Source organism: Terriglobales bacterium (assembly GCA_035624475.1).
Classification (GTDB): domain Bacteria; phylum Acidobacteriota; class Terriglobia; order Terriglobales; family Acidobacteriaceae; genus DASPRL01.
The window spans coordinates 1-12,351 of record DASPRL010000076.1 but is presented as its reverse complement, the minus strand read 5'-3'; the positions used below and the strand labels follow the sequence as shown (position 1 = coordinate 12,351).

Sequence of the window (12,351 nt, the reverse complement as noted above, 5' to 3'; positions counted from 1 at the left end):
TGCTGGGGGAAGAGGGGGTGGCGGCGGTGGGCGGTGCCTGGTTCATCCTGCGGACAGGCTGGGTCTACGCCGCGCGCGGCAGGAACTTCCTGCTCACCCTGCTGCGGCGCGGCGGCGAGCAGGAGACGCTGAAGGTGGTCGCGGACCAGGTGGGCACGCCTACCCCTGCCGCGGTGGTGGCGGAGGCGACGCTCGACATTCTGCGCGCCTGCCACGGGCGCGGTGCTTATGAGCGCGCCCAGAACCTGGCAGGGATCTATCACGCGGGCTGCGCGGGCCAGGCTTCGTGGCTCCAGTTCGCGCTAGCCATCTTCTCGGAAGCTGCGAGCGCCGGTTTGGGAGCGACACTCAAGGTCGCGCAGGTGCTCCCCATCACCAGCGCGGAATACGCGGCGGCTGCTCTCCGGCCCCGCTACTCGGTCCTGTCCAAGGAGAAGATCGCGCGCACCTTCGGTTTTCAGCCACCGCGCTGGGAGGACGGCCTGGCGGAGGTGATGCGTCAGGTCGCGGGGCGGGCGCCTGCGCAGGAGGCCGCTCGCTGATGCCCTTCGAGATCGAGTCAGTCCACCTCAACGAGATCGTGGTCGTGGCCGCGCAGGTGTATGAGGATGCCCGCGGCTTCTTTATGGAGACCTTCCGCGCCGACCGCTTCCGCGAACTGGGCCTGCCCGACGAGTTCCCCCAGGACAATCACTCGTGCTCGAAACGGGGAGTACTGCGAGGACTGCACTTTCAATGGGACCCACCCATGGGCAAACTGATGCGCGTGACCCGCGGTGCGGCCTTCGTGGTGGCGGTGGATATCCGTAAGGGCTCGCCCACCCTGGGGCAGTGGCACGGGCTGGAGATCTCCGCAGCGAACCGGAAGCAGGTCTGGGCGCCCTCCGGCTTCGCACGCGGTTTCTGTGCGCTGACGGACGCCTGCGAGGTGCAGTACAAGTGCACAGGAATTTACAACCCGAAAGGCGAAAGTGTAATCTACCTTGCCGACCCGCAGATCGGCATTCGCTGGCCGATCGAAGTGAAGGCCGCGGCCATGTCGGAGCGGGACCGCACTGCGCCGACGCTGGCGCAATGGCTCGCCTCGCCCTTCTCCGATCGAGTCACGTACCAGCCGAGGATATGACATCGCCCGATTCCAGGCCGGAGATTCCCGACGGCACACCGACCTCCTCGCCACCGGGTCCAAGAGTGCGGCCGAAGGTGGTCCGCATCATCGGCCGGCTGAACGTGGGAGGAGCGGCGCGCCAGGCGTGTCTGCTGCACTCCCGGCTTGCCGGCCCCTTCCAGACCCGCCTCATCGCGGGCAGCCTGGCCGAGGGCGAGGAGGACATGAGTTACCTGCTGGCCTCGGAGGGCGGGGTAGTGCGCGTGCCTCAGATGTCGCGCAAGATCTCTCCCTGGTCGGACTGCGTGGCTTTTTGGAAGATCTTCCGCCTGCTCCGCCGCGAGCGTCCGGACATCGTGCACACGCATACCGCCAAGGCCGGCGCCTTGGGCCGTTTGGCAGCCTGGCTGGCCGGTGTCCCCTTCATCGTGCACACCTACCACGGCAACGTCTTCTACGGGTACTTTGGTCGCTTCAAGAGCAGGATCTTCCTCGGCATCGAGCGCCTGCTGGGACGGATCTCCACGCAGGTAATCGCCATCTCCGACTCGCAGCGGCAGGAACTCTGGGCCAAGTACCGCGTGGTGCCGCAGGAGAAGGTCGCGCTGTTGCCCAACGGATTCGAGTTGGCGCAGTTCTCCCGGGGCGATCGCGCCCAGGCGCGCCGCCGGTTCGGGCTGCCAGCGGAGGGCCTGGTCGTCGGCTGGGCCGGCAGGATGGTCCCGGTCAAGGACGTGCAATTGCTGGCGCAGGTCATTCGCCGAGCAGCGGAACACGGCAGCAACGGAACGAAGATCTTCTTTCTCGTGGTGGGCGACGGAACGGAACGGCGGGAACTGGAGTCTCTGATCCGAGGATGCGGCAACGCCCGCCTGGCGGGATGGCAACAGGACATGGCGCCGGTGTGGAGGGCGTCGGACCTGGCCCTGCTGACCTCCCGCAACGAGGGAACGCCGACCACGCTCATCGAAGCCATGGCGGCGGGCCTGCCCTTCGTCGCCACCTGTGTGGGCGGCGTGCCGGACCTCTCGGCGACTCCCCTTTGCGACCTGCCGGACGGCCTGGGACAGGAGGCAGCCAACGGTTTTCTGACCTCCCGAGACCCCTTCGCCCTGCTCTACTGCATCCGGCGGATCGCCGAGGACCCCGAGGGCGCTGTCCGCAAGGGCATGGTGGGACGCACCCTGGCCCTGGAGCGTTTCTCGGCCTCCCGCCTGATTCACGACATGACTCTTCTCTACCAGGACCTGCTGAGCCGCAAGCGCAGGGTCCCCTCTGCCGCCGCTAGGCCCTCGGGAGCTACCGCTCCCCAGGCCTGAGGACCGCACCAAAGACCCATCCCCAAAGTCACGTGGCAGTCATAAAACGCATCCGATAGATTGCCTGTGGGCTGCGGAGCGGAAGACGGCGCGCCAACGCCCGCAAGCCGCCTCTTGGTTGCGCACCACCTGCCGTTTGTGGCAAGGTAGTGTACTTCGCAACTCCGGCCCGCTGAGAGAGCAATGAAGTCTAACGGACAGCAGACGTACCGGCCCGGGCCTGAGCTGCAACGCCCTCTCCCTGCATGCACTTGGTACCACTCCACCTGGAAGCGGGCCTTCGACGTCGTCGCCGCCACCTTGCTCCTCATCCTTCTCTTGCCACTCATGCTGCTGGTCGCGCTGGTGGTGAAGCTGACTTCTCCCGGGCCGGTCTTGTTTCGCCAGCGCCGTCCCGGCCAGGGTGGCCGAGAATTCTACATCCTGAAGTTCCGCACTATGATCGACGGCGGGCACCGCGCCGGACCTGCCTTCACCCGGCCCTGTGATCCCAGGATCACGCCTTGCGGAAACTTCATGCGGAAGTGGAAGCTGGATGAACTGCCCCAATTGCTGAATGTCATCCGCGGACAGATGAGTTTTGTGGGCCCGCGCCCCCTGCCCAGCAGCCACTGGGAGCAGGCTATGCTCCTGGAGGATGCCGCCTGCGTGCTGTCCGTGCGGCCCGGGATCACCAGCGAAGTGACCCTGAACTTCCGCAACGAAGAACAACTGCTCTCGGCCGTAGGTTCCGAGGAAGTGGGACATCTCTACTTGACCGGCATCCTGCCGTTGAAGATGGAAATGGAAGCCCGGGCCCTGCAGAACGGCAGCTTCGGCCGCGACCTGCGCATCATGCTCAAGACCGTGCTGCGGGTATTCCGGCAGCGGGGTGTTGGAGAGGAGCAGGTGATCCGGGAGCGCTTGCTGGGAATCCAGGCGGAGCCGTACGCATCCCTGCGGGAACCGGTTCAGCAAGAGGAGTTCGAACCCGCCTCGGAGCCTGGGGACTAGCCTGCTGCGGAACGCCGCGGCCGCTCCTTAACGGCGGGCCGTGCGCGAAGCGACCCTTCTGGGCGCTCGGAATTCAACAGGAACCGGCAGGTACCTTACTAGGACCGCCGACCCGCCTTTGACGGTTCCTGGGATCCCATCTCACCTCACAAGCGCCCCCGGTAAAGCTCTTCATGGCGACGGATGATGGCCGCCAAAGAGAACTCACTCTCGATGCGCCGTCGGGCTGCCGCGCCGAGTTGTTGCCGATGCGCGCCCCCGGCGCGGATCAGCTCCAGGATCGCCCGTGCCAGGGCTTCGGAGTCCCGGGGGGGCACGACCAACCCTGTGTTGTCGATGATGAAGGCGGTCTCACCCACGTCGGTCGCCACGCAAGGCACGCCGCAGGCCATGGCTTCACCGACGGTCGAGGAGAAGGCTTCCGTCCAAGAGGAGGAACAGGCGACGTCGAGCCCGGCAGTAAGGCGGGGCATGTCCGACCGCTCGCCCAGCAGAAACACACGGCCCTGCAAGCGATGTTCGGTCACCAGCCGCGCCAGCTCCGGTTCGTCTCCAGTCACGCCCTTTCCGGCCAGCAGGAAGCAAACCGTGGGGTCGGCGACGGCCACGGAGCCGGCTGCTCGCAAAAAGTTGGCGTGATCCTTCACAGGATGAAAGCGAGCGATCAGCCCAACCAAGATGGTGTCCTGGCTGACTCCCATCTCGGTGCGCACCTGGCGGCGGGCCACTTCGTCCGGGTGAAACACCTGGCAATCGAAGCCGTTGGGAATGAGAACGCGGCGGGCGGCACAGTAGCCCAGCGCCTCGTGCTGCCGGGCCGCAACTCGGCTGTTGTAGATGATGGCAGCGGTAGAGCGGGACAAGCGGGCTCCCACTCGGATCATCAGCGCCGTCAGCCGACGCTCCAGGGCCAGGTCGTAGATCGACATGTGAATGCCCCAGAAGACCGGGACACGCTTTCGCAGCGAGAAGCTCGCCAGGGTGGCCAGCAGGTTGCCGTGCGGCATCCAGCCCTGGATCACGTCAGGACGCAAGCGACGCGCCAGCCTTATGAGGGTGAAGGCACGCAGAGGATTGGGCCACTCCGAACGCAAGCGCAGGCTGTAGACGGGGATGCCAAGGCGGGAGATCTGCTGCCCAACGGTTCCTTCATCTTCCAGTGATACGACGCTCGGCTCCCACTCCGGTGAGCTGCCGGAGAGAAGTTTCAACAACGAAACCTCGGCGCCGCCCGTCCGCAGTGTCGTGATGACATGCAGGATGCGATGTTTCAAGCAGCCCGTAGTATATAATGGCGCAGATTCGCATGGTACGCGCCCGAAGTAAGCCGGATCCACCTCAGCCACCAGTACCTTGGCGCACAATGGCAAGCTGCGCGTAGCTGCATTTACAGCCGGGCAGAACGCATCTGCCCCTCGATTCCGAGTACGGCAGTACATCCCCTTCCTCCGAGCCTACGGAATCGAGATGAAGGAGTTCTGCGCGCGTTGGGGAAGCTGGCCGCCGGAAGGCAACTTCCGCCGCCCTTTCTGGTTGCTGGGCACGGTCGCGGACCGGGTCCCGCCTGTGCTCAAGTCCCATCGCTACGATCTCACCTTGCTGCAGCGTGAGATGGTCTCGACGCTGACCACGCTGGAGCCCCTGACCAAGCGGCCGCGGGTGTTTGACGTCGACGACGCGGTGTGGCTGAACCGCGGAGGCCGGACCGGGTTCGCGACCATCCTGAAGATGTGTGATGGCGTCATCTGCGGGAACAGTTTCATCGCCGAACATGCGAGCCGCTGGAACGACAACATCTGCCTGCTGCCTACCGCCGTCGACACGGACCGCTACGTGCCTTCTCCGGCGCATCAGCTCCGCAATCCCAGGCGGATCATCGGCTGGTCCGGACTGTCGTCCGGCCTGAAGTATGTCAATGAGATCGAAGAGTCTCTATTCTCGGTCCTCACCCGGCACCGGGACGTCGTCCTGCGGATCGTCTCCGACAAGCCGCCCCAGTTCAAGCGGCTGAGCACTTCTCAGTTCGAGTACATCCCCTGGTCCCCGCAGAACGAGGTGGAGACCATCCAGGAGATGTCGGTGGGACTGATGCCGGTGGAGAACTCGCTGTGGGCGCGCGGCAAGTGCAGCTACAAGATGCTGCTGTACATGTCGTGCGGGATCCCGGTGGTCGTCTCGCCCGTGGGCATGAATGAAGAGATCCTGGCGCTGGGGAAGGTCGGCTTGGGACCCAGGAATCCCTCGGAGTGGTCCGACGCGCTGGAATGGCTGCTGCAGAACCCCGAGCAAGGTCAGGAGATGGGCCGGGCCGGCCGCGCCCTCGTGGAGCAGCACTACAGTGTGGTCGTATGCGCGCCCCGGCTGGCGTCTTTCCTGCGCAGCGTGGTCGAGAACAAGGCCACCGAGGGCGCCCGGGTGCGCGGCGCCGACCGCCGGGCCGCCGTGGCCCAACCGCCCTCCGCACCGGCTGCGCTTCCTCTCCCGGCCACGACGATGGCAGAGCGCCGGCGGGTCCTGCTCCTGGTCCCCACGCTGAGTGGGGGAGGCGCCGAGCGCATGTTCTCCAACCTGCTGCGGCACCTGGACCGCGGCCGCTTCGAGCTTCACCTCGCGGTGCTGCAGCCCCAGGGCGCCTACCTGGTGGACATCCCCGGCGACGTCCAGATCCACGACCTGGATGTTCCCCGCACCCGGTACGCTCTGCCCGCGATCGTGAAGCTGGTGCGGAAGATCAAGCCGCACGCCGTTCTCTCCACGCTCGGGCACCTGAACTGCGCCCTGGTGCTGGCCAAGCCTTTCCTGCCCCACGGGACCCGGGTGCTGATCCGCCAGGCTGCCATGGCCAGCGCCCTGCTCCCCGAGGAGACGCGCCATCCCCAGGTGTGGGCCTGGCTCTACCGCCGCCTCTACAAGCGGGCCGACACAGTGGTGTGCCTCTCCGACTCCATGGTGGACGACATGGCGGAGCACTTCGGCGTGCCCCGGGACAAGATGGTGCGCATCTACAATTCGGTGGACGTGCAGCGCGTGCGCGACCTGGCCGAGATCGGAGAGAATCCGTACTCGGGCCCGGGTCCGCACCTGGTGGCGGCCGGACGGCTCTCCCGCGAGAAGGGCTTCGACCTCCTGCTGGCAGCCATGCCCGCGGTCCTCCGGGCCCTGCCTCAGGCCCGGCTCACGATTCTCGGGGAGGGTCCGCTGCGGGCGGAGTTGGCCGCCCAGGCAAAGAGGTTGGGGGTAGAGGAAGCCGTGTCGTTGCCCGGCTTCCAGCAGAATCCCTGGCGGTACTTTCTCCACGCCGACCTGTTTGTCCTCTCCTCCCGCTACGAGGGCTTGCCCAACGCGCTGCTGGAGGCGCTCGCCCTGGATGTGCCCGTGGTCGCCACCGACTGCCCCAGCGGGGTGCGGGAGATCGCCGAGGCCGACTCCCGTGTCTTCCTTGTTCCCCGCGAGGACGCCAGCTCGCTGTCCCAGGCCATCATTCGCGCCTGGGAAGGCAAGCCTGACGTTCTTGGAAAGGCGGCAGCCGCACCGCTGGCGCCCGGCAAGTTCGACCTGGAGACCACGCTGCTGGGCTACAGCCGGCTCCTGATGGGCTAGAATGTCGGCTCTGCCAGACCGCAGAAATCATGGCAACGCTCGCCGTCAGACAGGCTGAAGCTCCACGAACGACGCCCCGGTTGGCGGCCGGGGCTTTGGCGTTGCTGCTCCTGGTCGGCCTTTATTCTCCGACTTCCATCGCCGAACAGTTCTCTCCGCTCCTCTACGCCATCGGCTACGTGGCTTGCTTCGCTCTTCTGCTGGTGTTGGCGGTCAGCGCCCGTCGTCGCCCCGGCGCGGTTGCCTCTATGGTCGCCGGTTCCATCGTCCCTCTCCTTCTCTTCTTTACTTCGATCTCGGGGCTGGCCACCTATACCTACGGGGCCCTTCCCGGCTACGTCGTGCTCTCTTTGCTCTTGCTGCTCCGGCTGCCGGACATCGCGCTCCCCGGGTGGCTATCGGGCCTGTACGTTCTCCTGAACGTGCTGAACCTCGCGGCCTGCTCGGCCATTCTGGCGGGGAGCGAGTGGATGCAGGCGGTGCTGGTCACTCACTACTCGGTCTTCTATCCCGACCTGGTCGCGAACATGCTCCTGCTGAGAATGCCCGTCCTGACTTTCGGTACGCACTCCCTGGCGGGGTTCTTCCTCTATCTGTTTTTCTACGCTGCGTTCCAGACGTACAGACTCAAACAGAGAAGGCTCTTTCTTGTGTTTGCGGTGTGTTACGTGGTGTTGACCCTGGCCCTGCTCTCGGTGACCGGTGTGGTGCTGGCTTCGCTGGCCATGGTCCAAATGGCGCATCACTTCTGGTCGTCGTCCCGGCACCGCTGGCTATGGGCGGCAGGCGTGATGGCAGTGGCCTGCATCGTGGCGATCGTCGTCCCGGTCGGGCCGCTCTTCCAGAGCGGGCGCGACCTGGTCCTGAGCGCGCAAGACATCGTGGCGGATCCCGGCGCCGGCTTCCTGGGCAGGCTGATGCCCAGCGGCACCCTGCACTACGATCTGCAGTATCTCCAGGAACATCCCTTGCAGCCGGTGGGCGTGAGCTACCGAGAGGGGCTGATGCTAGGCGACAGCGGCGTCCTCGAATACCTTCTGCGCGGCTCAGTGATCCTTGTGCTCCTCGTCTACGGCGGATTCTTTCTCTTCCTCCGGCGGAACCTGGTGGCGAAGACTGACCTGTACCTCCTGTTCTTGGTCACCCTGGCCTTTGAAACCGGTTTCACCGTGCTCACGTATTCCCGGACCTTGTGCCTACTTCCCTTTCTGGTGGTGTATCTGAACGGCCTGCGGCGACCTTCAGCCGCGGGGGTCGCGCCCATTCCGTGAGGAAGGCGCGTGCTAAGATGCCCTGGCTCACAGGCGCCGCCCACCACCCACTCTTGAGGATCGCCGCATGAGATCGCGCCAGTCCCCTCTCGCAAAGGTGTGGGCATCGATCTCGAAGTACGGGCTTCGCGCCGGGCTCCGGGATGCCGCCGCCCGCTGGGGACGCGGACGACTCAAGCTCCCCTACGACGTGCTGGGCGACTACGGGTGGGTGCTGGCCCCGGACCGGCCGGCGAGGCTGAAGGCCTCCCCTCGGCCAGGGGCCTTGTCCATCAACTGGCTGGTTCCGGATGTCTCCTGGGGCTCGGGAGGCCTGTTCAATATCTTCCGCAGCATCCGCCACCTCGAGCAGTGGGGTCACAAGAACCGCGTGTACGTGGTCGGGGCGGCCGGCCGCGGCTCGGCCTTGGCCCAGGTGGTGAACAGGAAGTACTTCCCGATCCAGGCTCCCGTCCAACCGTTCACGGGAGAAATGGCGGACAGTGAAGCCTTGGTCGCGACCTCCTGGGTGACGGCGTACGCAGCCCGCGCGCTGGAAAACACGGCGCGGAAGTTTTACTTTGTGCAGGACCTGGAGCATCTGTTCTTTCCGCCCGGCAGCCTCCACGAGTTCGCGAGGCAGACCTATGGCTGGGGCTTCCATGGCATCACGGCAGGGCCGTGGATCGCCCAGGTGCTGGAGCGCGAGTTCGGAATGAGGTGTTCGTCCTTCGGCTTTTCCTTCGACCGCGAGATCTACTCTGCCCAGGGCCGCCGGCGGCTCCCCGAAGGCAAGAAGCGTGTGCTCTTTTACGCGCGCCCGGCCTCGGAGCGGCGGGGCTTCGAATTGGGGGTGCTGGCGCTGTCGCTCGTGGCGCAGAAGATGCCGGAGGCGGAGTTCGTGCTGGTGGGCTTTCCCCGGCAACCCCTGCGCCTGCCCTTCTCCGCCGCCCTGCCCGGCGTTCTGCCGCCCACCGAGCTGGCGGGCCTGTATCGCAGTTGCGAAGTCGCGCTGGTGCTCTCGCACACCAACCTGTCGTTGCTGCCGCTGGAGCTGATGGCATGCGGATGCGCCGTGGTCTCGAACTCCGGTCCCAACGTGGAGTGGCTGCTGACGGCCGAGGCCGCACAACTGACTCCTCCCACCCCGGACGCATTGGCGGGCGCCGTCCTGACGTTGCTGGAAAACGACGATCTCCGCGCCCGCAAAGCGGCGGCCGGTCTCGCCCTGGCGCAGAGTACCGATTGGATGGCAGCGAGCAGGGCGATCGAGGCCGGCCTGCGGCGCGGCTTGGAGCTTGCCCGCGAGGAGGGACGCAGTGTCTGAGGCCGCGCTCACCGTCGTCCTGGGGGGAAGCGGCTTCCTGGGCCGGCATCTCTGCCGGAGCTTGTTGACGGCGGGTTGCCGCGTGCGCTCGATCTCCAGGTCCGGAGCCCCGAAGGGGCCCGGTGAACCCTGGTCGTCGCAGATAGAGTGGATCCCTGCTGCCCTCGGAACCCCGGAGGCGGCTTCCGCGCTGCGCCAGGCCGATTCTGTCTTCCACTTGGCCTGCACTACCCTGCCCTCCAACTCCAACGCCGATCCTGCCTTTGACCTGGAGTCCAACCTGGTGGCCACGGTGCGCACGCTGGAAGCGGCCGCCATTCTGGGAGTGCGGCGGCTGGTGTTCGTCTCTTCGGGTGGCACCGTGTACGGTCCGGCGCAGCAGGTTCCCATCCCGGAGAACCATCCCACTGATCCCATCTGCTCCTACGGGATCCACAAGTTGGCAGTGGAGAAGTATCTCCATTTGTTCCGGGTGACTCGCCGTCTGGACTCGATGGTTCTGCGGGTCGCGAATATGTACGGCGAGTCGCAGGACTGCAGCCGGCCCTTGGGCGCCATCGCGCACTTCACCGACCACGCCGTGAAGGGCCAGCCCATCGAGATCTGGGGCGATGGCAGGACGCTGCGGGACTACGTCCATGTGGAAGACGTCGTGGCGGCGCTGGTGCGGGCTGCAGCGTATGCCGGGAAGGAGCGGCTGTTCAACATCGGCAGCGGCCGCGGAGTCTCTTTGCTCGAGTTGGTGGAGATGCTGCGCAGCCGCATCTCCAAGCCGCTCACCGTGCAGCACCTGCCCGGGCGGGAGTGCGACGTCGCCGAGAACGTCCTGGACATCGGCCGGGCGCGGCGGGAACTGGGCTGGTTCCCGGCAGTGACTCTGGAGATGGGGCTGGAGAGGATGATTGGCGCGGCCACGGCCGCCCGCCCGCCGCTCGCGCCCGGCCCCGCCTAGTGGCTTTCCCCGTCGCGCCCGCGGTCGCAGCGCGCCGCCTCTCCTCCCGCCAGCATGGCCCAGAGGAGGTCCTTGGCCATCGCCCGGCGGCCGATCCCGCCGCGGCGGACGCCATCGTACATGCCCGCACGCGCCATCCTGGCCACGACCTGGATCCGCTCCTGCCGGGGACGGGTCGAGTAGAGAGCGGCGCGGGCCTCGAGAGAGCCCGCACGGCGTTGAAAGCGGGAGGCGACTCGCCGCAGATCCCGCTCCAGATCAGGGCTCCTGGCTTCGGCGGCCATAGCGGCGTAGAGCTCCGAGGCTGCGCTTGCATGCTTCGCCAGCATCCGGTAGGCGCGAGCGCCGGTGCGGACGCTCGCGTGGAGGGAATCGGTCAAGTGGCCCCTGGGACCGGTGACGTTGTTGGCGTGCCGGCGGTGGCAGATCAGCGGCTCGGCGATGTACGACACCGCTGCCAGCGACCGGGCGACGAAATAGGTGGCGGAATCATGCGCCACCACATGCGGGGTGTCCGGGCGCAGCAGGCGGCGGGCAGGCTCCGCGGGCCACAGCCGCGTCACCTCCTGCAGGATGCTGCGGCGGACCACCATCACACAGCCCATGGGCCAATCGCAGCGGGGATGGACCCTTCCCTTGGGTAACACCGCGGAGCGCCGCAGGTCGGGCAGGCGAACGTGGCAGGGCGCAAGTTCCGCATCCACCTCCTCGGCCTCATGGACCACGAGGCCGACGTCGGCGCGCCGAAACTCCCTGCAGCAGCGCTCGATCTTGCTGGAGCGCCAGACATCGTCCTGATCGCAGAAGGCGACAGCGTCCCCTTCACAGCGGCGGATGGCACGGAGGAAGTTGCACGCGTATCCTATCCGCTCAGCGTGCTGGAGAACCCGGACGGGGAAAGGGGCAGCGGCGGCAAAGGCGAACAGAATGGCGATGGTCCGGTCGCTGGAGCCGTCATCGGACACGATCAGCTCGCAGGGCAACACCGTCTGCGCGGCCAGGCTCTCCAGTTGCTGGCGCAGATAGCGCTCGCCATTGTAGGTGGCAAGCACGATGGAAAGCGACGGAAGCGACGATGGTGATGCGGGCTTCATCCTGAGACTGTCAGCCAGACCGGCCCTTGGCGCCGGCGCGGGAGCAGTACCTTGCCTACCCCCTTTATGGCAGGAAGGCAGCAATGGGGACCTTGGCCCACAAGCTCGCTACGGCTCTGGAGGTCCGGCGCACCTATCTCAACTGGCCGCGCTGGTTCCTGAGCTACTACCAGATGTCGTCTTCTGTCCCGGAAACCGAGATTCGGGTTCGGGGAGCGGCCTTCCGGGCACCCAATCATACCGAAAGCTGGGGCATCGCGGACCAGATTTGGAGGGAGAGGGTTTACACCAGGCACTTTCCCATCCTGGACGGCGACCGTGTCCTCGATGTGGGCGCCCATTTCGGGTTCTTCTCGATCTTCGCAGCCTGCCAGGGCCTGCGCGTGAGCATCGTAGCCTACGAGCCTGCCCGGGAGAGCTTCGCGTTTCTCCAAAGGAACGTGGAGCGGAATGGCCGCACGAGGCAGATCCGCGCGGTCAACGCCGGCCTCAGCGACGTTGCCGGAAGCCTGACCCTCTACAAGCAGAAGCACCGCCCTGCTTCCTCCACCCTCTTTCAGGAGAACCTTCCACCGCCGCTCTCGGCCGTGGAGGAGGAAGAGGTCAGGGTCGAAGCCGCCGCCCACGTGTGGGCCGCGTGCCCGCGCTATGAGTTTGCCAAGTTCGATTGCGAGGGAGCCGAGTATCCCATCTTCGGGGCGCTGGGGG

11 protein-coding genes are annotated in these 12,351 nt (G+C 66.3%); 9 read left to right on the top strand and 2 right to left on the bottom strand.

What is annotated here, in order from left to right:
* The 4 genes from VEG08_03355 to VEG08_03340 all read left to right on the top strand — a co-directional run.
* On the top strand, positions 1–542 hold a 542-nt coding region (locus VEG08_03355), incomplete at its 5' end, for a sugar nucleotide-binding protein (GenBank protein ID HXZ27018.1).
* On the top strand, positions 542–1,126 hold the full coding sequence (gene rfbC / locus VEG08_03350) for a dTDP-4-dehydrorhamnose 3,5-epimerase (protein ID HXZ27017.1): 585 nt from the start codon (positions 542–544) through the stop codon (positions 1,124–1,126). The genes VEG08_03355 and rfbC, both read left to right, overlap by 1 nt.
* A gap of 77 nt (positions 1,127–1,203) precedes the next feature.
* The gene (locus VEG08_03345) at positions 1,204–2,427 is read left to right on the top strand and encodes a glycosyltransferase (GenBank protein ID HXZ27016.1); all 1,224 of its coding nucleotides are present in this window, start codon (positions 1,204–1,206) and stop codon (positions 2,425–2,427) included.
* A gap of 183 nt (positions 2,428–2,610) precedes the next feature.
* Positions 2,611–3,420, top strand: a complete 810-nt coding sequence (locus VEG08_03340; GenBank protein HXZ27015.1) for a sugar transferase — start codon at positions 2,611–2,613, stop codon at positions 3,418–3,420.
* 146 nt (positions 3,421–3,566) lie between these two features.
* On the opposite strand, the gene VEG08_03335 is transcribed toward VEG08_03340, so the two are convergent.
* The gene (locus VEG08_03335) at positions 3,567–4,694 is read right to left on the bottom strand and encodes a glycosyltransferase (GenBank protein ID HXZ27014.1); all 1,128 of its coding nucleotides are present in this window, start codon (positions 4,692–4,694) and stop codon (positions 3,567–3,569) included.
* 193 nt (positions 4,695–4,887) lie between these two features.
* Here VEG08_03335 and VEG08_03330 point away from each other — a divergent pair, with 193 nt between their 5' ends.
* From VEG08_03330 to VEG08_03315, 4 genes are all read left to right on the top strand, one after another.
* Entirely contained in the window at positions 4,888–7,020 is a 2,133-nt protein-coding gene (locus tag VEG08_03330) for a glycosyltransferase (protein HXZ27013.1), read from the top strand.
* 29 nt (positions 7,021–7,049) lie between these two features.
* Positions 7,050–8,291: a hypothetical protein gene (locus VEG08_03325; GenBank protein HXZ27012.1), complete on the top strand. Its 1,242-nt coding sequence runs from the start codon at positions 7,050–7,052 to the stop codon at positions 8,289–8,291.
* 67 nt (positions 8,292–8,358) lie between these two features.
* A complete protein-coding gene (locus VEG08_03320) occupies positions 8,359–9,597 on the top strand; it encodes a glycosyltransferase family 4 protein (protein ID HXZ27011.1) in 1,239 nt (412 codons plus the stop codon).
* A complete protein-coding gene (locus VEG08_03315) occupies positions 9,590–10,549 on the top strand; it encodes an NAD-dependent epimerase/dehydratase family protein (GenBank protein ID HXZ27010.1) in 960 nt (319 codons plus the stop codon). The genes VEG08_03320 and VEG08_03315 overlap by 8 nt, the downstream gene beginning before the upstream one ends.
* Here VEG08_03315 and VEG08_03310 read toward each other — a convergent pair.
* A complete protein-coding gene (locus VEG08_03310; protein HXZ27009.1) occupies positions 10,546–11,643 on the bottom strand; it encodes a glycosyltransferase in 1,098 nt (365 codons plus the stop codon). The two genes, VEG08_03315 and VEG08_03310, sit on opposite strands and share 4 nt — an antisense overlap.
* A gap of 92 nt (positions 11,644–11,735) precedes the next feature.
* Between VEG08_03310 and VEG08_03305 the strand changes: the two genes are divergently transcribed.
* A partial coding sequence (locus tag VEG08_03305) for an FkbM family methyltransferase (GenBank protein ID HXZ27008.1) occupies positions 11,736–12,351 on the top strand: 616 nt, incomplete at its 3' end.